The organism is Anabaenopsis sp. NIES-4685 (genome assembly GCF_059725405.1).
Window position 1 is genome coordinate 176784 of record NZ_AP043602.1, and the last position, 23460, is coordinate 200243.

General features: G+C 41.4%; 23 protein-coding genes and 3 pseudogenes. 17 read left to right on the top strand and 9 right to left on the bottom strand.

Annotated features, from left to right (window positions below):
- Positions 1 to 576: 576 nt before the first annotated feature.
- The 5 genes and pseudogenes from AC6IZ0_RS00810 (at position 577) to nifT (ending at position 3182) form a co-directional block, all read left to right on the top strand.
- On the top strand, positions 577 to 876 hold the full coding sequence (locus AC6IZ0_RS00810) for an Asr1405/Asl0597 family protein (RefSeq protein WP_497724706.1): 300 nt from the start codon (positions 577 to 579) through the stop codon (positions 874 to 876).
- A 36-nt stretch (positions 877 to 912) separates the two neighbouring features.
- Positions 913 to 1110 carry a DUF2949 domain-containing protein gene (locus tag AC6IZ0_RS00815; RefSeq protein WP_271731341.1) on the top strand — a complete coding sequence of 66 codons (198 nt, stop codon included), beginning with the start codon at positions 913 to 915 and terminating at the stop codon, positions 1108 to 1110.
- Positions 1111 to 1595: 485 nt separating this feature from the next.
- A complete protein-coding gene (gene nifV, locus AC6IZ0_RS00820; RefSeq protein WP_271731340.1) occupies positions 1596 to 2726 on the top strand; it encodes a homocitrate synthase in 1131 nt (376 codons plus the stop codon).
- A pseudogene (locus tag AC6IZ0_RS00825) lies at positions 2716 to 3034 on the top strand (nitrogen fixation protein NifZ). The gene nifV and the pseudogene AC6IZ0_RS00825 overlap by 11 nt, the downstream one beginning before the upstream one ends.
- Positions 2979 to 3182, top strand: coding sequence for a putative nitrogen fixation protein NifT (nifT, locus tag AC6IZ0_RS00830; RefSeq protein ID WP_271731339.1), 204 nt, complete (start codon positions 2979 to 2981; stop codon positions 3180 to 3182). Before AC6IZ0_RS00825 ends, nifT begins: the two are co-directional and overlap by 56 nt.
- A gap of 111 nt (positions 3183 to 3293) precedes the next feature.
- Here nifT and ylqF read toward each other — a convergent pair whose 3' ends face one another.
- The 5 genes from ylqF to AC6IZ0_RS00855 all read right to left on the bottom strand — a co-directional run bounded on the left by ylqF (position 3294) and on the right by AC6IZ0_RS00855 (position 7755).
- Positions 3294 to 4175, bottom strand: coding sequence for a ribosome biogenesis GTPase YlqF (gene ylqF / locus AC6IZ0_RS00835; protein ID WP_497724709.1), 882 nt, complete (start codon positions 4173 to 4175; stop codon positions 3294 to 3296).
- Positions 4176 to 4229: 54 nt separating this feature from the next.
- Complete coding sequence (locus tag AC6IZ0_RS00840; RefSeq protein ID WP_497725975.1) at positions 4230 to 4604, bottom strand: VOC family protein; 375 nt, start codon at positions 4602 to 4604, stop codon at positions 4230 to 4232.
- A gap of 88 nt (positions 4605 to 4692) precedes the next feature.
- On the bottom strand, positions 4693 to 5163 hold the full coding sequence (locus AC6IZ0_RS00845) for a CYTH domain-containing protein (protein WP_497724711.1): 471 nt from the start codon (positions 5161 to 5163) through the stop codon (positions 4693 to 4695).
- A 316-nt stretch (positions 5164 to 5479) separates the two neighbouring features.
- Positions 5480 to 5650, bottom strand: a complete 171-nt coding sequence (locus AC6IZ0_RS00850; RefSeq protein ID WP_271731336.1) for a hypothetical protein — start codon at positions 5648 to 5650, stop codon at positions 5480 to 5482.
- A 236-nt stretch (positions 5651 to 5886) separates the two neighbouring features.
- Positions 5887 to 7755: a tetratricopeptide repeat protein gene (locus AC6IZ0_RS00855; RefSeq protein ID WP_497724713.1), complete on the bottom strand. Its 1869-nt coding sequence runs from the start codon at positions 7753 to 7755 to the stop codon at positions 5887 to 5889.
- Positions 7756 to 7936: 181 nt separating this feature from the next.
- Between AC6IZ0_RS00855 and AC6IZ0_RS00860 the strand changes: the two genes are divergently transcribed.
- Positions 7937 to 9238, top strand: a complete 1302-nt coding sequence (locus AC6IZ0_RS00860; RefSeq protein ID WP_497724715.1) for an AAA family ATPase — start codon at positions 7937 to 7939, stop codon at positions 9236 to 9238.
- The gene (locus tag AC6IZ0_RS00865; protein WP_497724717.1) at positions 9231 to 9842 is read left to right on the top strand and encodes an RloB family protein; all 612 of its coding nucleotides are present in this window, start codon (positions 9231 to 9233) and stop codon (positions 9840 to 9842) included. Before AC6IZ0_RS00860 ends, AC6IZ0_RS00865 begins: the two co-directional genes overlap by 8 nt.
- Before the next feature lie 127 nt (positions 9843 to 9969).
- On the opposite strand, the pseudogene AC6IZ0_RS00870 reads toward AC6IZ0_RS00865, so the two are convergent.
- Positions 9970 to 11204, bottom strand: a pseudogene (locus tag AC6IZ0_RS00870) (LL-diaminopimelate aminotransferase).
- Positions 11205 to 11445: 241 nt separating this feature from the next.
- Between AC6IZ0_RS00870 and AC6IZ0_RS00875 the strand changes: the two are divergent.
- On the top strand, positions 11446 to 11718 hold the full coding sequence (locus AC6IZ0_RS00875; protein WP_271733921.1) for a GlsB/YeaQ/YmgE family stress response membrane protein: 273 nt from the start codon (positions 11446 to 11448) through the stop codon (positions 11716 to 11718).
- 15 nt (positions 11719 to 11733) lie between these two features.
- Complete coding sequence (locus tag AC6IZ0_RS00880; protein WP_271733922.1) at positions 11734 to 12093, top strand: pentapeptide repeat-containing protein; 360 nt, start codon at positions 11734 to 11736, stop codon at positions 12091 to 12093.
- 68 nt (positions 12094 to 12161) lie between these two features.
- Here the strand turns inward: AC6IZ0_RS00880 and dcd are convergent, their stop codons facing one another.
- Both dcd and AC6IZ0_RS00890 read right to left on the bottom strand, forming a co-directional pair.
- On the bottom strand, positions 12162 to 12743 hold the full coding sequence (gene dcd, locus AC6IZ0_RS00885; protein WP_271733923.1) for a dCTP deaminase: 582 nt from the start codon (positions 12741 to 12743) through the stop codon (positions 12162 to 12164).
- An 87-nt stretch (positions 12744 to 12830) separates the two neighbouring features.
- On the bottom strand, positions 12831 to 13367 hold the full coding sequence (locus AC6IZ0_RS00890; protein WP_271733924.1) for a P-loop NTPase family protein: 537 nt from the start codon (positions 13365 to 13367) through the stop codon (positions 12831 to 12833).
- A gap of 260 nt (positions 13368 to 13627) precedes the next feature.
- Between AC6IZ0_RS00890 and rph the strand changes: the two genes are divergently transcribed.
- The 6 genes from rph to AC6IZ0_RS00920 all read left to right on the top strand — a co-directional run bounded on the left by rph (position 13628) and on the right by AC6IZ0_RS00920 (position 20752).
- Complete coding sequence (rph, locus tag AC6IZ0_RS00895) at positions 13628 to 14371, top strand: ribonuclease PH (RefSeq protein ID WP_497724719.1); 744 nt, start codon at positions 13628 to 13630, stop codon at positions 14369 to 14371.
- 183 nt (positions 14372 to 14554) lie between these two features.
- On the top strand, positions 14555 to 15277 hold the full coding sequence (gene pgl, locus AC6IZ0_RS00900) for a 6-phosphogluconolactonase (RefSeq protein ID WP_271733926.1): 723 nt from the start codon (positions 14555 to 14557) through the stop codon (positions 15275 to 15277).
- Between the two features lie 213 nt (positions 15278 to 15490).
- Positions 15491 to 16363 (top strand): double zinc ribbon and FHA domain-containing protein, encoded by an 873-nt coding sequence (locus AC6IZ0_RS00905; protein ID WP_497724721.1) that lies wholly within the window; start codon positions 15491 to 15493, stop codon positions 16361 to 16363.
- An 84-nt stretch (positions 16364 to 16447) separates the two neighbouring features.
- The gene (locus AC6IZ0_RS00910) at positions 16448 to 17191 is read left to right on the top strand and encodes a M50 family metallopeptidase (protein ID WP_271733928.1); all 744 of its coding nucleotides are present in this window, start codon (positions 16448 to 16450) and stop codon (positions 17189 to 17191) included.
- Positions 17192 to 17229: 38 nt separating this feature from the next.
- Entirely contained in the window at positions 17230 to 18987 is a 1758-nt protein-coding gene (locus AC6IZ0_RS00915; RefSeq protein ID WP_497724723.1) for a protein kinase domain-containing protein, read from the top strand.
- 583 nt (positions 18988 to 19570) lie between these two features.
- On the top strand, positions 19571 to 20752 hold the full coding sequence (locus AC6IZ0_RS00920) for a M20 family metallopeptidase (RefSeq protein WP_280793062.1): 1182 nt from the start codon (positions 19571 to 19573) through the stop codon (positions 20750 to 20752).
- A gap of 110 nt (positions 20753 to 20862) precedes the next feature.
- On the opposite strand, the gene AC6IZ0_RS00925 is transcribed toward AC6IZ0_RS00920, so the two are convergent.
- A complete protein-coding gene (locus tag AC6IZ0_RS00925) occupies positions 20863 to 21918 on the bottom strand; it encodes a hemerythrin domain-containing protein (protein WP_271733931.1) in 1056 nt (351 codons plus the stop codon).
- Positions 21919 to 22466: 548 nt separating this feature from the next.
- Between AC6IZ0_RS00925 and AC6IZ0_RS00930 the strand changes: the two are divergent.
- Both AC6IZ0_RS00930 and AC6IZ0_RS00935 read left to right on the top strand, forming a co-directional pair.
- Positions 22467 to 23016, top strand: a pseudogene (locus tag AC6IZ0_RS00930) (DUF2231 domain-containing protein).
- A 185-nt stretch (positions 23017 to 23201) separates the two neighbouring features.
- Entirely contained in the window at positions 23202 to 23429 is a 228-nt protein-coding gene (locus AC6IZ0_RS00935) for a DUF167 domain-containing protein (RefSeq protein ID WP_271733933.1), read from the top strand.
- Positions 23430 to 23460: the final 31 nt, after the last annotated feature.

The window sequence follows — 23460 nt, forward strand, 5'->3', positions numbered from 1 at the left end:
AAAAAACCTAAAACAAAATAAAGAAACCTGTTTTTTCCCTGGCCAAATCCTAGAATAGGAATCGTAGCTGGCTATACAGATATAGCATTTACCATGCTCGTGAGGTACAATTTTTTTTAGTTTTAGGGAACAGGGAACAGGGAACAGGGAACAGGGAATAGGGAATTGGTGTGTACTTCATGAGCCTGAAAAAGGCTTTATATGACTTATCATCCTGTTTACCTCATCTTGACGTGCCAGTGAGTACAACTTAATAAATTGCAAAATAACTTGCCTAATTCGCTGCAAACTCTTACAGGTGAAGTATTTTGTATTGAGTAGAAAAATGCTGAACCCCCTCACCTCAAAAAACTAGAACCCCCATTATTCAATACTAGTACCCTACCCCCAGGAAAATTTTAAATTTCCCTGAAATCACCCTTGAAGATACTTGAGTACAAATGTAATTAATCCAATAAATCCAATCAGCATTGGTTGTATTGTCCTGTTGGGAGTCACCTGATATAAGCAGAAAATAGCACAAGGCTTTTTGATGTAAACCCAGGACGAGGAACTATTGACAACAAATTATTCATCATGTTTACACCTCATAGTTCTGATTTCCCAGACGAGCAAGTTTTGCAGATTTCCTTATGCGATGGACCAAGCGCTGTTTTTGGGATGCGCGGAAAGCTCTTGTCAATTCGCTGGACCATTGCTCAACGTTTGCAAGAATTAATGATTCCCTGCTGTTGTCACAGTGATGGTTCCTTAACAGTCCAAGTCAATAACGTGCTAGAAACCATCCTGATTCGCAGTATCCTGATGCAATTTCTCGCTTCTCGCCAGGAATTAGTAGATTGGCTAGAACGTTGCTCGGATGCAGACAACTCCTAAATGTCCTCTCTTATTTGTTCATTTTCCTATCAAGTTATGACTACCTGTAACAGTGAAAGAAAATTCATCAACTTTTTACATCAGGAGATAGAACTGACAAATGCAGATATTGCTGTAGCCTTACGCCACCGTCAGTTTGATAATGGTCCGTTACCAATGCTCCTGTGGCAATATGGACTGGTTAACTTAGAGCAATTAGAGCAGATTCTAGATTGGCTAGATAACCATCGTTAACAGATGTCATCTCTAATTTTCATCGGTTGACCTCAGCTAACTGACCAAATGATTATTTTTCTCAGCTTTATTCTCTAATTTACTAATAGTTAAATAAAGCAATCCTAAATGATTCATGAACAATTTCTGTTCCCTGTTCCCTGTTCCCTGTTCCCTTTCCTCACTGATAATTTCTCAAGTCAAATAGGATGACTATAAATTAATCGCTATTACAAAATAGATGATTTAGCAATAGTGAAAATAATTCTAAAATATACCTATATTTGGTTTGATGTCATACAGATATGATGTGTTAATTTAGTTATGATTTAATAATCATGAAGATGAAATATTAAATCTGAGAGTTTATAGCATTTACCATTCATCCTATGGTTACGCCACGCCGGGTATCAGCATTTGCATTAGGCATTTACTAAACTTTTCAGGGAAATAAGCTGCCAAAACACAAGGAATATTAAGAATGGTTCCTAAGAGGGATGTTTGAGATGAATGAAATCTTAATTAATGACACTACATTACGTGATGGTGAACAAGCAGCAGGTGTTGCTTTCACTTTTGAAGAAAAAGTCGCGATCGCCAAATTTCTGGACGCTATTGGTATTCCCGAGTTAGAAGTGGGAATTCCAGCCATGGGAGATGCAGAGACACACGCCATTATAGCAATTTCCCAGTTAGGTTTGCAAGCCAAGCTTCTGGGCTGGAACCGGGCTGTAATTTCAGATATCAAAGCCTCCATGACCTGTGGTTTACAGCGAGTACATATTGCTATTCCGGTTTCTGGAATCCAAATCGCTGCTAAATTTCATGGTCAATGGCGGGTAAGTTTACAAAAACTCAAAGACTGTATCAGCTTTGCAGTAGATAAAGGTCTTTGGGTAGCAGTAGGCGGTGAAGATTCTTCTAGAGCTGACCCCAACTTCCTGTTAGATGTAGCACTTAATGCCCAAGAATGGGGCGCGTCACGTTTTCGCTTCTGCGATACTGTGGGCGTTCTCGACCCCTTCAGCACCTACGCCAAAGTTAAACAATTGGTTTCGGCTTTGTCCATTCCTGTAGAAATTCACACTCATAATGATTTTGGCTTGGCCACTGCTAACGCCCTAGCTGGTATCAAAGCTGGAGCTACATCTGTGAATACCACAGTTAACGGCGTAGGGGAAAGGGCGGGAAATGCAGCTTTAGAAGAAGTGGTCATGTCCATTAAACGCATTTACGGCATTAATTTGGGTGTTGATACTCGCCGTTTGTTGGAACTATCACAACTGGTTGCTTCAGCATCCAATTCTCATGTTCCACCCTGGAAAGCAATTGTGGGCGAAAATACCTTCGCTCATGAGTCGGGAATTCATGCTCACGGCGTATTGCAAAACCCCCTCACCTACGAACCATTCGCACCGGAAGAGGTAGGTTGGGAAAGGCGTTTGGTAGTGGGTAAGCATTCTGGTAGACATCACATTAATAGTTTGTTACAGCAAAACGACATTTTTCTTGACCCGGAGGAAACCCAGTCTGTATTGGATGCAGTTCGCCAGCAGTCAATTAAGCAAAAACGCAATCTGACTGTAGAAGAACTTTTGAGCTTGGTAAGAGAACAGAGGTACTCTCATGCAACGTGATGAATTAGAACTAAACTTACCGCCTGTTTTTGAAATCGGTCAAAAAGTCAGACTTCGTAAACTAATCAAAAACGATGGTACATTTCCCGGTCAAGAAATCGGGGCTGTTTTAGGTAATATAGGGGATATTGGCTACATAGCGAGTATAGGTACTTATCTACAAACTTCCTATATTTATGCGGTGCATTTTCTAGAGACAGGGTTCGTTGTCGGTTGTCGGAAAAGAGAACTAGAATCGGTTGAGGAGAACTCATGAAAGTAATGCTACGGATGAACGATGCAGGCCATTTAGTTGCTTACGTTGCTAAAAAAGACCTTGAGGAAGAAGTAGTTAAACAAACAGATGGTAATGATGGGATAGTTCTCACTTTAGCCAATGGCTGGGAATTAGAATTTGCTCAATTACCAGATGCGGCTAGTTTACCGCTAACTGTGGAAGCTAAACGCCTGGCTTAAAACGGTGATCGCCTGGGGAGGCTCCGGCGCACAACTCACTACAGCATATTCATCTCTTGTGAGGTACAATAGTAGCGGGCAAGATGCCCGCATCACAAGAGTTTTACCATGTTACTTACGTGGTAATTCTAAGGGGATTGTACCTAATAAGCCCTTACGAAAATCTGTTAACAGATGTCTGGCTGTGCGTTCTACGTCCCCTTGATAGCGATGTTCTGCTAAGGCGTGTAAATAGCTTTCGCCTGTGTACAGCACCGGGTCAAGTTGGTAGCGGGTATATAAGGGTGAGGGTGGTAATAAGTTTCCTGCTGTCTCTTGGAGTTGGTTGAGTAAGTCGATCAAAGTAGATGCTACTAGTTGATTATCATAAGATGCTTGACCAATGTCATCACAAATTGCTAACTTGGCGGCCGCTTCTTGATTTCCCATTTTTAAGGGAATAACCCCGGGAGCATCTAGTAATTCTAAGTGTTCAGAAATTCTCACCCAGCGTAAGGAGCGAGTCACCCCTGGACGCGCAGCACTTTCTACCACTCGCTTTCCTAAAAGACGGTTAATTAAGGCTGATTTCCCGACGTTGGGAAATCCAATGACTACTGCGCGCACTGGACGAGGTAACATCCCCCGATCGCGTCTTCTTTGATTGAGTTTTACCCCTGCTGCTTGGGCGGCCTTGGCGATCGCCACCACACCTTGACCTTGTTTAGCATTGGTAAAATAGGCAACTTGACCTTGATGTTTAAAGCAATCTACCCAAAGCGATCGCACTTGGGGGGAAATCATATCTAATCGGTTTAATACCAATATCCGCGCCTTATCCCCCACCCATTCATCTATTTGGGGGTGGTGTGTTGCTAAAGGAATCCGCGCGTCTCGTACTTCCAACACCACATCTACCCGGGTCAGCTGTTCTTTGAGCTGCTTTTCCGCCTTAGCAATATGACCAGGGTACCATTGGATCAGGTTTAATTTATAGTTTTGAGTTAAAGACATAATTAATGGCCAATAGGTAGTGATTATAGCACTCTTTTGTACAAAAGGGATGGATCAGGTGTATTTTTGATGTAAAATTAAGCGGTTGCCATCCGGGTCATAAGCATAAATTTCTCTCCCATGGGAAGGTGTGGAGATTTTACCGGGGGGTGGGTAGCCTAAGTTTGTCAGGTGAGCGATCGCTGCTTCTAAATTACTCACTTCTAAACATAAACTGATCTTACTCTTAGCTGAGGTGGCAAATTCCCATGTGTGGTTCCTGTCAGGTTGAAAAATACCCAATGTTAAACCCGGAAGTTGAAACTCTGCATAGACACTGGGGATGAGAGAAGATGGTTGTTCCTCAAGTAGCTGAGTATAGAAATTAACTAATTTTTCCCAGTTAACAGATGCTATAGTCACCAGGGTTTGGGTATATGCAAAAACCATATTTTCTTCAAAACATCCGGCTAAACAAACTTGGACAGTCTCAGTATAATTAGTAATATTTATTCCGTCAGTGACAACCACAGCGAAGCTATCTTAACCATTGTGAAAATGGGTGTTTGACCAAATAGCTGTTAAAATATCTGTGATCGTGAGATACTTCTTCCCCAATCCAAGGCGGTAGTTCAATTTCTTGATTGGCATCATTGAGTTCAACTTCTGCTAGGATTAGCCCCTTGTTTAAACCATCAAACTCGTCTATTTCCCATGTTAACCCTCCCCATTCTACTTTGTATCTAATCTTTTCAATCCAAGGCTGTTCACACAATGTATTGAGCATTTCTTGAGCATCTTCCACAGGGATGGGATACTCAAACTCTAACCTTGAGCATTCAACACTAGGTCCTTTAATCGTTAAATAACCTTGTTGTCCTACTATACGCACACGTACAGTCACTTGATTTTTCGTCGGAATATATCCTTGACAATATACACTTCCTATGGATAATTCGCGCCAACTATCCCCTTGGAGCAAATATTTACGCTCTATTTCTTGAGCCATTTTGTTAAATGATGCTTTTTTTGCTAAATATCCAGAATATTTTTAATATTCAACTGTATAAATTTTATAATATATTGTTTGGGCTTTGGTGTCTATTCACAGAAATTTAAGAGAAAATAACAGGTCATCAACTAAATGACCTGGGGGTAATAGTATTTTATGGCGATAGCTTGGCCAAGTTCTGGATTATGGTATAATATCCAGGATAAAGGATTGGCGACAGGTTCGCTACCCAAGCTATCTACGTCTGAATTTCCTCCATGAATATTTCAGTAATCACTCAAATGAGGCAATACTTCATTTAATGAAGGCGGATTTAGTAACCCGTGGCAATGCGTCCAGATCCACGGTCGAAGTTAAGTCCAGTGTCATACATCATAAAGTTACACTCAGGTAGGTGTTTAGTACTATTGTTTCCTAGGGAAATAGGCAGAGAGAACATAGCAGCCTTCAAACCTACAAACAAGCGATAGGTGAGGCGGTACATAATCTTAGTTCGGTAAGTTAATCGTAATTTCTACAAGCACAGGAAGTTTACGAAGAGAAGATTCCACAAAGCCTTGAATATACTCTAGCAAAATTATTGTTTAGGCAACAGTATTACAGGTCACATTAACATAATTTGATAAAAAGAAACATAAAACTATACAATTTCATACAGTTATTTTCTAAATATCTGGTAACAAAAATGTGGAGGTGCTGCATAGACGTTTTATACTAAGATTAGAGACGCTCAAGCTTTGCGATCGCTTCGAGAATTGGTTGATAATACTCCATATTTCCTTCTTGATAATAGATATCAGCACATTTTTGAAAATCCCCAATTGCACCTTCATAGTCTTGTAGACGACGGCGGATATCAGCTCTGAGCATATAAGCTGAAGCCCAATAAGGTTGACGTTGTAAAGCTTGGTTTAAATCAGCCAACCCAGCGGTTAGGTCTCCCAACATAGAAAGGGCGCGACCCCGATTGTACCAGTCTTCCACTATACTAGACTCCATAGAAATAACTTGACTATAATCTTCTATTGCTCCTTGATAGTCCTCCAGAGCATAGCGAGCATTGGCGCGATAGCGAAGCGCATGTGCAAGCAGATCGCGGTAAAAAGCAGATAGAGGATCCCTTTTGAGTGCTATGGTTGCGCCACGCAAGCTATTGGTGTAGTCTGCAACTGCACTCTCATAGTCTTGGAGCTTGTAACACACAGAGGCTCGATTGTAGTAAGCTTCTATCAAATCGGGATTGATTTCTAATGCTTGATTATAATCTGCTATGGCCTTATCTTCCTCGCCTAAAAGACGATAAGCATTACCCCGATTACAGTAAGCTTGGGAAAAGTTAGGAAGTAACTCTATGGCTTGAGTATTATCTGCAACTGCGGCGAAGAAATATTCCAAATTATGGTGAGCAATACCTCGACCATAATAAGCTGCAACTAAATCAGGAGTAATCTTTAATGCCGTGGTATAATCATCAATAGCCCCTTGATAATCTCCCCAACTAGACAAAGTTGTAGCACGATGGTAGTACCCTGTAGCCAAATGCGGCTCAAGTTGTATAAGTCGATTACTATCATCAACTGCTCCTTGAAAATCTCCCACAAGGCGACGTACATTCGCGCGCAAACCGTATACTAAAGCTAGAGTCGGGTTTTTTTGCAGTGCTTGGCTATAGTCCTCCAGGGCTTGGTGATAATCTCTTAAAGTTTCTCTAATCAGACCCAGTTCAGTGTATGCTTGCACATCATCAGGGTTCAACTTCAGTGCTTGGTTAAAGTCAGCAATTGCTTGCGTAAAATCTTCCAGGCGAGAATAAACAAGACCCCGATTGTAGTAAGCTTCAGCAAAGCCAGAGTCAATTTTCAAAGCCCGATTGTAATCCTCTATCGCGGCCTGATTTTCTCCCAGGGCATAGCGGGCATTACCTCGATTATGATAAGCTACAGCCAAATTGGCATCTATTTGTAAAGCCCGTTCATGGTCGGCGATCGCTTCAGCATACTTCCCTAAAATATAGTAGATATTACCTCTAGCGATGTGAGCGGCAGCAAAATCAGGATACCATTGTAAAGCTTGCTGCAAATCCGCAAGCGCTCCTTGATAATCACTGCGATGACAACGCTCTACACCCCGATTATGTAAAGCCTTAGCAACATCAAAGTGGATATCAGTAGCTAAGTCAGGATTTTTTTCTATCGCTTGTTGATAATCCGCGATCGCTTGGTTATAATTCTGTAAACCAAGGTAGGCATTACCCCGACTGTGGTATGACTCAGCAAGATCTGGCTCCATTTCTATAGCTTGATCAAAATCGGCAATAGCACCCTCATAATCCCCTAGGAAGTAACGCGCATTAGCCCGGTTATAGTATGCTGCGGACAGGTTCGGATTAATTTCTATAACTTGATTAAAGTCGGCGATCGCCCCATAATAATCTTTGAGTTGACTGCTGAGAATCAGACCCCTATTATAGTATGCCTCGGCCTGGCCTGGCTGAGTTGCAATAACTTGAGTATAATCTGCTATGGCTTCTAGATAGTCACCTTGCAAATGTTTATTGAATCCCTCTTGGAACAACTCGTCAGCATTCATCTCATTTCTCTGGGTGATTACGCTCCCGTCACTCATTGTAATCTAGAGGTACTTTCACATCAATTTATTCATGCTGACTTGCACCAGAGTATTTATACTCCCTCGCCTCAATCACCGTTATGCTTAAACTAGATATTTGTGAAAAAATCACAAATATGCCCTTTAGCCCTAAAAATTGACTATGCTCATAGAGTTTAGTATTGGTAATTACAGATCATTCAAAGATAAAGTCACCTTTAGCATGAAGGCGGCTAATATTGTCGCCCAAGACACAAAAACTGATGAACACAATACTTTTGTTGTCGATGATCAACTGACATTACTTAAAAGTGCTGCCATTTATGGTGCTAATGCTAGCGGTAAAAGTAATCTAGCAAAAGCTATCAACTTTATGAAATGGTTTATGATTAACTCCTCTAAAGAAACTCAGAGTACAGAACCAATAGGTGTAGAACCATTTGCACTTAGTACCGAAACTGAAACCCAACCATCTTTATTTGAAATTGTATTTATTTTAGATGATAAAACATATCGATATGGTTTTGAAGCTACTGAAAAAAATATTGTTTCAGAATGGTTATTTTATGTGCCTAAAAAAAGACAGACTCGGCTTTTTGACCGTAATTATCAACACTTCAATATATCTAAAAATTTTCAAGGCGAAGACATTCAATCAAAAACCAGGGAAAATGCACTATTTATATCAGTAGCTGCTCAATTTAATGTTGAAATAGCTAAGAAAATACTAGATTGGCTCACCACAAAAATACAAATAATTTCCGGGTTAAATAGTTATTTAAGTTACACAGTTAAGTTTTTAGAACCGGGTCATGATAATAGAGAAGAAATTATTCAATTAATCAAAAATCTAGATTTAGATATCAGAGACATCAGGGTTACAGAAAGAGAGATTACACTTAACCCTTTGTTAATACCAGAAGAACTATTAAAAGAACTTAAGAGCGGAACTGTAAAAGCAACATCACAAACTATAATGACCATGCATAAAAAATTTGATCCTCAAGGTAATTTTATATCTCTGGAGTCATTTTATTTAGACAATCAAGAATCGGAAGGAACGAAAAAAATATTTTCTATAGCGGGACTTTTAATAGATACCCTTAAAAAAGGTAATACTTTAATATTTGATGAATTTGATGCAAGACTTCATCCTTTGATGAGTAAAGCAATTGTGGAAATGTTTAACTCTCAAGAAAGCAATTATAAGAATGCACAATTGATATTTATGACTCATAATACCAACCTCCTGAATAACAAACTATTTCGCAGGGATCAGATTTGGTTTACAGAAAAAAATAAATATGGCGCTACAGATTTGTATTCCCTAGTGGAATATAAAATTAGGAATGACGCTTCATTTGAAAGTGACTACATTAAAGGTAAATATGGCGCTATTCCCTTTATTGGTAACTTGAGCCAAATTGGTAACTTGAGCCAAATCTGGGATGATAATAATGGCTAAAAAAAAGATGGAACCCTCATCTCGTGGTTATTCTGACAGAAGAGTTGGAACCCGGGAATTACGACAAAAATTTTTAATTGTATGTGAAGGTAAAGAAACTGAACCAAACTACTTTAAATCTTTTCGTGTTCCGAAAGATGTAATTGATGTGCAAGGATTCGGCTATAATCCAAGTAAACTGGTAGAAGAAGCGAAAAAATTGAATAATGAAAATAAAGGAGAATATGACCAATTTTGGTGTGTATTTGACCGAGATGATTCGCAAAAACAAGATTTTAACAATGCAATAGCAAATGCTAAAAGAGAACGATTTAACGTTGCTTATTCTAATGAAGCTTTTGAATTATGGTATGTTTTACATTTTGAATTTCTTGATACCGGAATTACCAGAGAAGATTATATTAAGAAATTAAAAACGCACCTGAATCAACAATATAAGAAAAACAGTAATAAAATTTATGAACAAATAGAACATTTACAAACCACTGCCATTAAAAATGCTGAAAATCTTCTCAAACAATATAATCCACCCAACCCAGAAAGTGATAATCCTTCTACAACAGTACATCTTCTAGTTAAAGAATTAAACCAATTCATTCCATAAAGCATAACAATTTAACGCTAAACTTAAACCTGGAAGTTTGCCTAATATATTCAAATATTTAACCCCATATTATGACTGTTAACTTGATGATATTTTAGATCAGGTGGGCATTGCCCACCACAAACTTTTACAGCTTAAACTTCTGAGTAATACGCTTCATAGCTTCCTCCACATTTTCCCGACTATTAAAAGCGGAAATGCGGAAATAACCCTCACCCGCAGCACCAAAACCAGAACCAGGGGTACCCACCACATTTACAGTCTGTAGCAGCTTATCAAAAAAGTCCCAACTAGATAAATCATTGGGGGTCTTCACCCAAACATAAGGAGCATTGATCCCACCATATACAGCCAAACCTGCGCCAGAAAGTTGCTCACGAATAATTTTGGCATTTTCTAGGTAAAAACTTACCAATGCCTGAATCTGTGCTTGTCCTGCTTGAGAGTATACAGCTTCAGCACCCCGTTGGATGATGTAGGAAACCCCATTAAACTTAGTGGATTGGCGACGGTTCCACAACTTCCACAATTCCACATCCGAACCATCAGCAGCTTTAGCGGTTAGAGTCTTGGGTACAACAGTTAACGCGCAACGGGTTCCTGTAAAACCTGCATTCTTAGAGAAAGAACGAAACTCAATAGCACATTCCCTTGCGCCTTCAATTTCATATATTGAGTGAGGAATGGTCGGATCAGTGATATAAGCTTCGTAAGCAGCATCAAAGAAAATAATTGAGTTATGAGCCCTCGCATAGTCTACCCATGCTTGGAGATGTTCCTTGGTCGCAGTTGCTCCAGTAGGATTATTGGGGAAACACAGATAAATTAAATCGACTTTCTGGGAGGGAATCTCAGCTGTGAAGTTATTTTCAGCCGAAATCGGCAGATACACTAAACCCGCAAATTCCCCTTGATCGTTAGCATCCCCGGTATTACCAGCCATAACATTAGTGTCCACATAGACGGGGTATACAGGGTCTGTAACTGCAATAATGTTATTTTTGCCAAAAATGTCGAGAATGTTGCCTGTATCGCACTTAGAACCATCAGATATAAAGATTTCTGAGGCATCTATATCAGCCCCTCTGGCTTGAAAATCTTGAGCGGCAATCTTTTCTCGCAGCCAAGCATAACCTTGTTCTGGGCCATAGCCTTTAAAAGTAGCGCGATCGCCCATTTCTGCCACAGCTGCGATCATAGCCGTGCGACAGGCTTCTGGTAGAGGTTCAGTAACATCACCAATACCCAAGCGGATAATTTTCGCATCAGGATTTGCTTGAGCAAAGGTATTCACCCGCCAGCAATTTCGGGAAACAAGTAACCAGCTTTCAGCTTCAGATAGTTGTCGTTAATTGTTGCCATAGTAAAGTTTAAACAATTAGCCTAGATAAAATAGCTTATCTGTTTTTTTGTAAAGCTGCGCCAAAATCTCTCTAGGTCTCATCTGGTTGTTTTACCCAAACAGGTATAGACCAAAAGAAGTGCTACTCAAGCAAATACTCTCTTGAAGCTCTCAATAATTAGTTCTGATGACAGATTTAATGCCCAGGGTTGAATTGTTAACCTATGTCTGTAAGTAATAATAGTTACTAAATTAATAATCATGAACATTCTTGCTTGGATTGCTTTAGGTCTAATTGCTGGAGCTATTGCTAAAGCGATTTACCCGGGACATCAAGGTGGCGGCATTTTAGGAACAATCTTACTGGGTATTATCGGTGCTTTTATTGGTGGTAGCCTTGGTATATTCTTTGCCACAGGTAGATTTGCTCTAGCGGCTCCTACTCTTAGTGCTGCAGGCATTATCTTAGCAATAATTGGCTCAATTATTGCTATTTTATTGTGGAACTTGTTAACTTCTCGCCGTGCTGCATAAGTAATTGAGGTACATATGGACGTAGATAATTTTCTGCGACGTTACGCTGCAGGAGAACGAGATTTTACACAGGTAGATTTAAGCAGGGCTAATCTAGGTGGATTAATCTTAAATCAAGTTGATCTTAGCGGTGCCAATCTCAGTAAAGCCAATCTCCATAAAGCACATCTAGAAGCCGCAAATCTGAGTAATGCCGATTTAAGTACAACCTATCTGACATCTGCAAATTTAGAAGGCGCTAACTTGGAAGGAGCCAACCTGCACAAAGCCGATTTAGATCGTGCTAATTTAAGAGCAGCAAATTTGACCAACGCCAACCTGGAAGGAGCGAATTTTCGTAATGCTATCCTTCCGGATGGCACTATCTCCGACTAAATATTAAATATTACTCAATTTTGATTCCTGCTCAAAAATTGTGAATTTTTGAGCGGTAATTGTGGAAACTAAACCTTGGCAATGGTTACAGTTTGGGCTTGATTTTGATACTTACCAAAGCGTTCCGCGTAGGTTGTTTGACATGGTTCACCTTCCAAAAATAGGAGCTGCAACACGCCCTCATTAGCGTAGATGCGACAGTCAGCACTAGAAGCATTGCTAAATTCCAGAGTTAAGAAACCTTCCCATGAGGCTTCAGCGGGAGTTATGTTAGCAATAATCCCGCAACGCGCCATAGTTGATTTTCCGATACAAATAACTGTGATGTTCGGAGGAATCCGCAATCTTTCCAGGGATACACCCAAGGCGTAAGAGTTGGCGGGAATAATAAAAAATGATCCATCTTCATCGGTTTGTAGTGGAATCGATTCTAGGTTCTCAGGGTTAAACCGCTTAGGATTAACAATAGTACCTGGAATGTGTCTAAAAATACGAAAATCTGTGGGAGCCAATCTTAAATCATAGCCATAGCTAGACAAGCCATAACTAATGACTCGCCTATCTTCAACCTGGCGCACTAGAGAATTTTCAAATGGAGAAATCATTCCTAGTTTGGCTTGTTCGATAATCCATTTATCATTTTTTAGCACGTTTGACCTCTGTGTAAATAAATCTACAAACATCAACAATCATTTCGCTTACCTCTTGGATGCGTGGATAAAGCCTGGGGTATGAGGTTAAGGTCGATGACTACGACGGATTTCGGTAATTTGGTCTGCTACATCTAACAGGGATTTTGGCATCTCTGTTCCTGTAAGGATAATATCAACATGAGCCGGGCGTTGTGCGAGAAATTGTAAAACCTCGGTTTCGGGAATTAAGCCAAAATTAATTGCTAAACTTAATTCATCTAAAACCACAAGAGAATATTTACCCGCACTTACTATTTTTTGCGTATATTGCCACAACTTTTGTAAAGCTTCCCCTTCCGCAAGGTCTAGATGGGGTGTGTCGATGCAGCGGGGGACATCACAGCGAATCCAATCTAAATTTTGCCCTAATTGAATGGGGCGCTCTTGACCTTGACGAATACCACCTTTGAGAAATTGTACTACTAATACTGGTGTACCTTGACCTGCGATTCTCAGGGCTTGGGCTATGACACTAGTAAAAAAAATACGTTTTTTACTAGTAAAAACTTGCACTAATCCTGCCACTGGATAGGGTAAGCTCAGGGTTGAACTGGCGCTGGGAGTTTCTAATTGGGCAATCATAAATCAGTTAAAAAAATAGCAAAGAATTAGAAAATTTTACACACATTAGTAAAATCTACTGGGATAATTATAGTAATTACTAGAAAAAAAAGGACTGGGATGAGGTCGATTTCTTCTGTGTTTATACAAAGTTAAAACTCCTATCAACGCACTAAAATATAACAGATTTTGACCATGAAAGATTGTATCTGCTAATCTGATACCTTGCGTGGCGTAGCCATAGGCAGTATAGTCTGTATAAAATTTCTGAGGTAATTCTCATGGTTTGGCAACGCCCCGATGGTCGACAACCCTATCAAGTCCGTCCTATCAGTTTTCATGGGGGTTTTACCCGCTTTGCTCCCGGTTCAGTCCTCACAAAATTTGGAGACACTCAGGTACTGTGTACTGTCAGTGTGAGTGAAGGTGTGCCTAAGTTTTTAGCGGGAACTGGCAAAGGTTGGTTGACATCAGAGTATAGAATGTTGCCTTCTGCCACACAAGAACGGCAAGATCGGGAATTGTTGAAATTGTCTGGACGAACTCAGGAAATTCAACGTTTAATTGGACGTAGCCTACGAGGAGCAATTGATTTTGAGGCCTTGGGAGAAAGAACCCTGACTGTGGATGCTGATGTCTTACAAGCCGATGCTGGAACTAGAACAGCAGCGATTACAGGGGGGTTTGTGGCTTTAGCTCATGCAGTTTCTCAATTGTTGCAGCAAGGTGTATTAGAGCGATCGCCTTTATCTGGACAAGTAGCAGCAATATCCGTGGGTTTATTGCAAGGCGAGCCTTATTTAGATTTAAACTATATTGAGGATGTGGCAGCAACAGTAGATTTTAATGTGGTTATGAACCAAGATCTGGGTATAATTGAGATTCAGGGCACAGCAGAAGAAGGCAGTTATAGTCGGACTCAGTTAAATCACCTACTAGATTTTGCGGAAAAAGGCATTCAGCAACTGTTAATATTTCAGAAAGAGGCAATCTCAGACTGGGATCAACTGTTACCAGTCAACTAGAGATGTAATTAACCGCCTGCGTATAAGGTGATCAGCCTTTGTCCCTGTACAGCTTAAGTAGCCCATCCCATGGCAAATGGGAAATTCCGTGGGAATTCCTTAAAAGTTTCAAAAGTTAAAAAGGGCAATGGTCATAAATTAGTTATGGTATTGCACAGAAGTGGGCGATATGATGATTAAACTATGAATAACAAGGTTGAAGTTCTTCCGGGTATTTCCGACTTAGTGGCGCGATCGCTAGACTTGATTCTATCCAAGTTGTCAACCGCCATTAAGGAACGCGGACAATTTACCATCGCCCTAGCTGGTGGTAGTACACCGAAGCCATTGTACGAAGCGATAGCTAGTCAAAAACTCCCTTGGGATAAAATTCATGTCTTTTGGGGAGACGAACGTTATGTACCCCCAGATCATCCTGATAGCAATGAACTGATGGCGCGGCGTGCGTGGTTAGATCATGTTGATATCCCTGCCACTAATATTCACGCTATACCCACTTTAGACGGAGATCCAGCCCTATCAGCCACCAAACATGAACAGCATCTGCGAGAATTTTTCCATTCTCCCGCCAACGAGTTTCCCGCTTTAGATGTGATATTACTAGGAATGGGTGATGATGCACATACCGCTTCTTTGTTTCCCCAGACTGCGGCTTTAAAAGTCCATGACCGCTTGATTACAGTGGGTAACAAAGACGGAAACCCCCGCATAACCTTCACATACCCATTTATTAACGCTGCTCGCAGTGTGATTTTTATGGTTGCTGGTGCTAATAAACGACCAGCTCTAGCTCAAGTCTTCGCCCCTGTGGCTGATGATTTTACTTATCCATCCCGCTTGATTAAACCCCAAGGCGAACTGTGGTGGTTGCTGGATGCAGCAGCAGGTATGGCTCTACCACGCTAGCTATGAGAACTCCCAGATTGACTTTCCCATCAGGAGTAATGATTACCATCACAAGCTAGAGTTTTTTCCTGAGCGAATCTCTAATCGCGGGGAGATTCAGGCTTGTTCCTGGCCGCTTTTCTGTGTGACACTGTTCCAGAATTTTGGTGTCTACAGTGTTTTGTATGTTTACGAAGAGTATCTTACGATGATCTTGAACAAGGACCTAAATCGATGATCGTCTGTCCTAATTGCAATCACCCCAATCCAGACGGCGCTGTCCAGTGTGAAGCCTGTTATACGCCGTTACCAACCATTGGTCACTGTCCCAACTGTGGCGCAACTGTCCAGGCTGATGCTGCTTTCTGCGGTCAATGCGGTTATAACCTGCATTCTAATGGAGCAGCTACCCCCGCATCTGTGGCAATTCCCAACATCCCAGTAGAAGTACCGCAGTTAGTACAGCCTGATCCCCCTTTAGAAGTTTCACAACCTGATGCTTTGGGAACTAACCCAGACCCCAACACCAATCAGCCGGTTATTTCACCCCTACCACCAACGATAATTTCAACAGCTGTACCCGAACCCGCACCCGTGGTACCCGAACCCGCACCCGTGGTACCCGAACCCGCACCCGTGGTACCCGCACCCGCACCCGTGGTACCCGAACCCGCACCCGTGGTAACCGCACCCGCACCCGTGGTAACCGCACCCGCACCCGTGGTAACCGCACCCGCACCCGCACCCGTGCCATACCCTTCTATGACGCAACTACAGCAGGTAACTGCACGGTTATTCCACGTCCAGAGCGATCGCGAAATTGAATTACCACAAGGTCTATCTGTGATTCATATCGGCAAACCCAATGACCGGATTCCCCCAGATATTGATGTTTCGGGATTTTCCAATTCGGAAATTGTCTCGCGGATACATGCAGATATTCGCGTTGAGGGAGATTTTCACTACATAGAAGATGTGGGAAGTTCTAATGGGACTTACATTAATAACTCGCCCCTATTACCCGGTAACCGACACCGCCTCAGACCAGGCGATCGCATCAGTCTGGGTAAGGGAGATTTAGTCACGTTTCTATTTCAACTTGCCTAACTGATTTTTGCCATCCGAGAACTGTTCTCGGATGAGCAAATTATCCACATCAAACCAGGGACGGATGTTTACCAAAATTTACCTATGAAGGAACCAGGAAAAGATTTTTTACCAAAGCTGACACGCGTTGCTCCGCCCGTAGTAGAACCTATGGGACTAACTTGGCTAATTTCAGCAGCGATAGTGACTATCCTGTTATGGCAAGTTCCGGCAGGTGATTATATTTTATACCCTTTTAGTATCCTGGCAACTTGGTTCCACGAAATGGGTCACGGATTGATGGCTATGCTGTTGGGAGGACGGTTTCATCAATTACAAATTTTTAGTAATGGTTCCGGCGTTGCTAGTTATAGCATCTCCCAAGCTCTATGGCCAATTGGACCGGCTTTAGTCGCCGCCGCCGGTCCCATGGGTCCACCTATTGCCGGTGCTGGTTTGATTCTGGCTTCCCGTAATTTTACCACTGCTTCCCTGAGCTTAAAGATACTGAGTAGCGTTCTGTTACTTTCCACATTACTTTGGGTGGGTTCTGGGTTTGGATTGCTGGCGGTTCCCATATTGGGTTTAATTATTCTGGGAATATCCCTGAAAGCTCCCCAGTGGGTACAGGGATTTGCTATTCAATTTCTGGGCGTACAAGCTTGTGTCAGTACGTACCACCAACTGAATTATTTATTTAGCTACAGTGCCGGATCATTAGGAATTTCTGATACGGGACAAATGCAAAGGTATCTACTTTTACCTTACTGGTTTTGGGGCGGGTTGATGGCGATCGCATCTCTGGTGATTCTATTCCAAAGCCTGCGCATTGCCTATCGTGGGCAGTAATGGGTTAAAATCAATTCAGTCTCTGTATTATAGCAAATGTGCCCGACATCACTAAGAATGCGGTTCACTGCATAAATCCTGAATGTAAACGTCCTTCTCCTCAACCTTGGGGCAATAAGTTTTGTAACAGTTGTGGCACACCGCTACGGATGTTAGACCGTTATGTGCCTCTGCAACCCTTGGGTGCGGGAGGATTCGCCCAAATTTACACAGTTTGGGATCAGAAGACCCAGACGGAAAAAGTACTCAAAGTTTTGGTAGAAAATTCACCAAAAGCACTGGAATTGTTTAGACAAGAGGCCGAGGTTTTAATTAAGTTGCGGCATCCGGGTATTCCCAGGGTAGAATCTGATGGTTATTTTCAAGTCAATGTACCCAATTCTAAACCGCGTCAACTAGCTTGTCTGGTGATGGAAAAAATTAACGGCTCGACTCTCGAAGAGATCCTGCAAAATCATCCTCAAGGATGTCGAGAGGATTGGGTGTTAATTTGGCTTTCTCAGGCTATAAATATTTTACAGGAACTGCACAAACTCCAGATTATTCATCGCGACATCAAACCTTCTAATTTGATGTTACGAACTTCCTCCCCCACTGTTACCCTGACTCCGGGGGGAAGCAAGGAAGAACTGGTATTGATTGATTTCGGCGGGGTCAAACAATTTAACACCGCTAAGGTACGTCGAGAGTCCAGTTCAACTAAGTTATATTCTTCTGGTTACAGTCCCCCAGAACAGGTGACCGGTAGTAATATTAGTCCTGGGGCTGATTTTTATGCCCTTGGTCAGACGATGATTGAATTACTTACGGGTAAGCATCCGCTGGAATTACGAGATCCTCAAACTGGTGTGCTGCGGTGGCGAGATCAGATAAAAGTTAATCCGCAACTGGCAGATTTACTAGATGAAATGGTACTAGAAGATGTGCGATCGCGTCCAGGAAATGCAGGAATTATTCAGAAAAGATTAAATAAGATTATCCACCAATCTTCCGGGACTAGCTTATTTTCCCAAATCCGGGAATCTGTGGAGCAAGGAGCCGCAAAAGTTGCCGCTCAGTTTATACTTTTAATACAGGCCATTAAGAATCTATTCAATCATCTCACCAATGCCATAGGTAAAACAATTGTTTTGATAGCGCAAGCAATTCTCAAGGTTTTACAAGCTTGTGGAGCGACAATTTGGGCTATGCTACTAACTAGCCTTGGCACTTGCCTAGGTACGATTATTGGTTTCTTTGTAGCTGATCGTACGGTATTAGGCGAGAAAGTTTCAGAATATATTTTGCGTCACCTACCGCAATCAGTAACTAATACTGAAGCTATGGTAGCCACAGAAATGATAGTGTTTGTTGGCGCAGGTTGGGGAACCGCATGGGGACTAACCATATCGGGATGTTTTGGTCAACGAAAACGGTTTTTAGTAGCATCGCTCATGGGTATGATCAGCTATGGGTTTAGTTGGTTAGTTTGGCAATTCATCACACCCAAAGATAGCGGTGAAGGACTATTGACAGTAATTTTAGTTGCGGTTTTTCTATTGACCTTGAGTATAGACTTTCGCAGCCATCACATAGTTCATGCTGTGGTCGCTACATTGGGTACTGCAATTGTGTTTGCACTGTTAATTATTTTTGGTTTCCCAACTACTGTTTTTGACTTTTCTGGTCAGTCCATCTTTTTAAGATCATACCTGCCCATTGTTTTTTTGAGTTTGGTAGGTCTGTTAATGAGCTTTTGGTTAGGGGTGAGTTATTACCTGATTGTCCCCGGTTTGCGCTGGTTGGGGTGGCGTTAACGGGGTGGGGTAGAGATGGGATTTTGCCCACGCCTAAAACAAGATACCCCTAGCCGAAACGAAAAGAAAGCCAGGGGTATCACATATGTGGTACTCTATAAGGATTTCAGTATAGTGCCTTAGATTGACATACTCACCGATCTTGAATATCAGTGATTCTTGACAGTTCACAGTAACTCGCTGCCGAAGCAGTCTTATAGTCACTCCCTGTCCATTTAAAGTCGTGCCGATGCCCCAAGCCGACTATTGCATTTTAGCTTTTTGTTGTTTTTTAGGCAAGTTTTTTTCCAAGAATCAAAAAAGCCGTCGTAGAACAACGGGGTTTTAAACCCATTTTTTCGATAACTATTTTAAAGCCTAAATCCAATTTTGTATAGTCCTTGAAGTAAATTTCTGAGATTTTTATAGTTTCTTGATCAATAGGTTACATTTGTGTTCTAGTGAAAATTATTAGTATATTTAATGACAGTTTAATCCTCATGTTAGACAACCCTATCCTCAGATTGTAGCTGTAGAGGAAAAGCATTTTGTTCGGGAACACTTCTCTATGATGGAAACAAAGCCTGTCACATAAAATAGAGTAATGCTAACCCGTATTAAAGACTTAGTCGCAACATTAGCGCCCCGCTTAATTGAAATTCGTCGCCATATCCACTCTCACCCAGAACTCAGCGGTCAGGAATACCAAACATCTGCCTTTGTGGCTGGTGTGTTGTCTTCTAGTGGTCTCCATGTAGAGGAGGGAATTGGTAAAACTGGGGTGATGGGAGAACTACAAAATACTGGGATAGATGAGCGTTTATTGGCAATTCGTACTGATATGGATGCTTTGCCAATTCAAGAACGGACAAATTTAGATTATGCTTCTCGTGTACAAGGTGTGATGCACGCTTGCGGTCATGATGTTCATACCACAGTGGGTTTAGGAACAGCAATGGTGCTCTCCGAAATAGCCGAGGAATTGGGCGCTAAGGTGCGGTTTTTATTTCAGCCCGCTGAGGAAATTGCTCAAGGCGCAACCTGGATGGTCAAGGACGGCGCAATGTCCCAGGTGACGGCTATATTAGGTGTTCATGTTTTCCCCTCTATCCCCGCAGGATCTATTGGTGTACGTTACGGTGCGTTGACGGCTGCGGCTGATGATTTAGAAATTATCATTATGGGAGAATCAGGCCATGGGGCGCGTCCCCATGAAGCCATTGATGCAATTTGGATTGCTTCACAGGTGATTACTGCGTTACAACAAGCTATTAGCCGCACACAGAATCCCCTGCGTCCTGTGGTTTTGAGTATAGGGAAAATTACGGGGGGGAGAGCGCCAAATGTGATTGCTGACCAAGTACAGTTGTTGGGAACAGTGCGATCGCTACATCCAGAAACCCGGAGTCAACTCCCCAACTGGATTGAAAATATTGTGGCGAATGTCTGCCATTCTTTTGGGGCGCGTTATCAAGTTAATTATCGTCAAGGTGTGCCTAGTGTGCAGAATGATTATGCCATTACCCAATTGTTGCAATCTTCAGCTGAGGAAGCCTGGAGTAGCGATCGCGTCCAAGTTTTACCTGAGCCTTCTCTAGGTGCTGAAGACTTCTCTGTCTATTTAGAACACGCTCCCGGTTCGATGTTTCGCTTAGGTGTAGGCTACAAAGATAGAATTATTAATCACCCACTACACCATCCAGAATTTGAAGTCGATGAATCAGCGATTATCACCGGGGTTGTAACGATGGCTTATGCTGCTTATAAGTATTGCCAAAAAAGATAAAACTGCAACAAAAACAGGCTGTACCCGGACATACCCCAACATAGTAAAACCCACGCAAGTGGGTTTCAAATCCTTTTAATCACCTTCATCAATGAATGAGGGCGACTTAGCTAAACATTCGCTCCGGTTGTACTACCCCCCAATCTTGCTTGAATTTTGCTTTTAGCGGCTTTAAATTGTGTCGCCAGTTGCTCAGTTTGTTCAGTACTCAAGTTATTACGAATAGCAGCAAACATTGTGGTTTCTTCTTGACGAATATGATCGCCGACAATATCCATCAAATTTCTGACTCTATCTTTAAATTCCGCATCCGAGGGATTAATAGCGCGGATTTCTTCTAACAGCCGTTTTATGTGAGCATGTTCATCATAAAGTTCTTGGGTGTCGGAGTCACCATAGAAAGAACGTACTCTGGGGTAAACAACTTCCTGTTCAGCTTCGGTATGAGTCGTCAGGTCTTTGTAAGCTTGACCAAAATACTCCTGAATCTTTTGGGGATCGTTGCTTTGTAGTAATTCTGTAAACAGGATATTCACCTTATTGTGATCCATGCGGATAACATCCTGGATATTCATATCTTTTTTGTCACTGGTTTGGGTAACCGCGCTACCTACCGCACCACTAAAGGCTGCGATCGCATCTTGAACTCGTCCCCAAATCCCTTGATCTGCATTTTGTCCAGTCAGTTCACGCACACCTAAAACCTCTAAAAAACCTTTGAGTTGTTCTTGGTGAGCGCGGTTTTCAAAGTTAACCGTATTCAAAGGGCTAATGGCGGCCATGACATCAGCACCAACCTTTTGAGCCGCCTTGTGAATCAGTACACCACACATTACCTGTTGATGTTTTAATAATTCATGTTGAAATATTTTTTCATAAAAACTCAATTGAGATCCCTGCATTAATTCCCGGACTTGATTACACATTTCTTGAACCATTGGTTCTGGTTCTTTTCGGATGCCATACTGAATAATTGTAGTTTCCAGAACCCCTTGATTTTTCTGGTCATCTTCTAGCATCTTCCGGAGACGTTCAGATATTTCCACATCTGTTGATTGCGTCAAAAACAGTTGCTCATTTTCTATAAGCAACTGTTGAATTAGTTGCATACTTGCCAATTTTATGCCGATAGCATTTCGTTTGGTATCATCTAATGTCGTTACCATCTCCAGTTCTCCTCTGAAATTATTTCGTATTATTACTCTGTCTAAGAGTGACATATAATTTATGTAAGTTACATCTTTCTTTTGAATGATCGCCTTCACAACTCAAGATATAAAAATCAGATATAGTCATCCTATTTGACTTGAGAAATTATGAGTGAGGAAAGGGAACAGGGAACAGGGAACAGGGAACAGAAATTGTTCATGAATCATTTAGGATTGCTATATATATACAAAAAGATTAGAATTATACTTGGGGAAATATAACTGTATAGCTGTAAATACCCCACAGGGAAGATAAAAATTTTTGGCAATTTTTATAAATTGACTCAAGGATACTGAAATAGATTTTCTCCAATAATACTAGAGCATCCTAATGGATAGGTATATTCAGACATTTAACCAAGCCAGAGAATTAATTTTGATGTTGGGGATGAAGTTATTTTCATAAGTTCTCACTCAATAAACATCAAATCCGAGAAATTAACCTTACATATACCACCGGCTCATATTCAACAAATTTCTTTTAGCTAAAAATAGGATAATAAATCATGGAAAGTACAGGAACAGAATCCAATTCCACACCATTTCCAAATATCCCACCAATTATTGAAAGCGACAACAGAGAGTATCAAGATAGCGGTGTACCTAGCACAGTGGCGATCGCTGGACATCCTTTACACCCCCTAACAATGATTTTTCCCATAGCCTTTTTAGCTGGCGGACTGGGGAGTGACTTCGCCTATTGGTTAACTAAGGATTTTTTCTGGGCCAGAGCTTCACTATGGTTAATTGGACTCGGACTTATAGGAGGACTCATCGCCGCCATCACAGGGATGAGTGACTTTTTGAAAATTGAACGTGTTCGCAAGCGCACCGCCGGTCTGGATGCACTTATTTCTTAATGTCACTATTTTAGCGTTAACATCCATCAACTTAATTTTACGTCTGGGCGATGCTGAAGCCCGAATATTACCTTGGGGATTCTTCCTGTCCCTAGTTGTGGGTACGCTCACAAGTATCACTGGTTGGTTTGGGGCTGAACTTTCCTATCGGCACAAAATTGGTGTAGTAGGTGCTGGTAGCAGAAGATATCCCTAGTTCTTTGTGATGGAGGGTTAATAACTAATCCTCCTCACACTTGTGGGTCTAAATACAGAGAGATTCTGAATTCAATCACTCCTCAAGGTTTGTCAGCTCTCATCTTGGCTATTTTGCTCGCCATCAGGAAACAGGACTTGTAACTATATATTATAAATAGGATATATAACTAACAATAATGGGATATGCAAAGAAGAGTTAAAGTTAAACCTAATTGTAAAGAACAAAAAATTGAAGAACAAAGTGACGGGAGTTTGACTGTCAAATTAAAGTCACCCCCAGTAGATGGTAAAGCCAATGAGGAATTAATTAAACTCTTAGCGGAAAAGTTTAAGGTATCAAAATCTCGGATTAGTATTAAATCTGGTTTATCCTCTCGGCAAAAGCTGATTGAAATTGATACAGATAATTAATTGCTTTATTGTTATATCTAGTACAATCTAC

Bases quoted from the DNA above. Each gene is read 5' to 3' on its own strand.
- AC6IZ0_RS00810 (WP_497724706.1), top strand. From the start codon at position 577: ATGTTTACACCTCATAGTTCTGATTTCCCAGACGAGCAAGTTTTGCAG.
- AC6IZ0_RS00815 (WP_271731341.1), top strand. From the start codon at position 913: ATGACTACCTGTAACAGTGAAAGAAAATTCATCAACTTTTTACATCAG.
- nifV (WP_271731340.1), top strand. From the start codon at position 1,596: ATGAATGAAATCTTAATTAATGACACTACATTACGTGATGGTGAACAA.
- nifT (WP_271731339.1), top strand. From the start codon at position 2,979: ATGAAAGTAATGCTACGGATGAACGATGCAGGCCATTTAGTTGCTTAC.
- ylqF (WP_497724709.1), bottom strand. From the start codon at position 4,175: ATGTCTTTAACTCAAAACTATAAATTAAACCTGATCCAATGGTACCCT.
- AC6IZ0_RS00840 (WP_497725975.1), bottom strand. From the start codon at position 4,604: ATGGTTTTTGCATATACCCAAACCCTGGTGACTATAGCATCTGTTAAC.
- AC6IZ0_RS00845 (WP_497724711.1), bottom strand. From the start codon at position 5,163: ATGGCTCAAGAAATAGAGCGTAAATATTTGCTCCAAGGGGATAGTTGG.
- AC6IZ0_RS00850 (WP_271731336.1), bottom strand. From the start codon at position 5,650: ATGTACCGCCTCACCTATCGCTTGTTTGTAGGTTTGAAGGCTGCTATG.
- AC6IZ0_RS00855 (WP_497724713.1), bottom strand. From the start codon at position 7,755: ATGAATGCTGACGAGTTGTTCCAAGAGGGATTCAATAAACATTTGCAA.
- AC6IZ0_RS00860 (WP_497724715.1), top strand. From the start codon at position 7,937: ATGCTCATAGAGTTTAGTATTGGTAATTACAGATCATTCAAAGATAAA.
- AC6IZ0_RS00865 (WP_497724717.1), top strand. From the start codon at position 9,231: ATGGCTAAAAAAAAGATGGAACCCTCATCTCGTGGTTATTCTGACAGA.
- AC6IZ0_RS00875 (WP_271733921.1), top strand. From the start codon at position 11,446: ATGAACATTCTTGCTTGGATTGCTTTAGGTCTAATTGCTGGAGCTATT.
- AC6IZ0_RS00880 (WP_271733922.1), top strand. From the start codon at position 11,734: ATGGACGTAGATAATTTTCTGCGACGTTACGCTGCAGGAGAACGAGAT.
- AC6IZ0_RS00890 (WP_271733924.1), bottom strand. From the start codon at position 13,367: ATGATTGCCCAATTAGAAACTCCCAGCGCCAGTTCAACCCTGAGCTTA.
- rph (WP_497724719.1), top strand. From the start codon at position 13,628: ATGGTTTGGCAACGCCCCGATGGTCGACAACCCTATCAAGTCCGTCCT.
- pgl (WP_271733926.1), top strand. From the start codon at position 14,555: ATGAATAACAAGGTTGAAGTTCTTCCGGGTATTTCCGACTTAGTGGCG.
- AC6IZ0_RS00905 (WP_497724721.1), top strand. From the start codon at position 15,491: ATGATCGTCTGTCCTAATTGCAATCACCCCAATCCAGACGGCGCTGTC.
- AC6IZ0_RS00910 (WP_271733928.1), top strand. From the start codon at position 16,448: ATGAAGGAACCAGGAAAAGATTTTTTACCAAAGCTGACACGCGTTGCT.
- AC6IZ0_RS00920 (WP_280793062.1), top strand. From the start codon at position 19,571: ATGCTAACCCGTATTAAAGACTTAGTCGCAACATTAGCGCCCCGCTTA.
- AC6IZ0_RS00925 (WP_271733931.1), bottom strand. From the start codon at position 21,918: ATGGTAACGACATTAGATGATACCAAACGAAATGCTATCGGCATAAAA.
- AC6IZ0_RS00935 (WP_271733933.1), top strand. From the start codon at position 23,202: ATGCAAAGAAGAGTTAAAGTTAAACCTAATTGTAAAGAACAAAAAATT.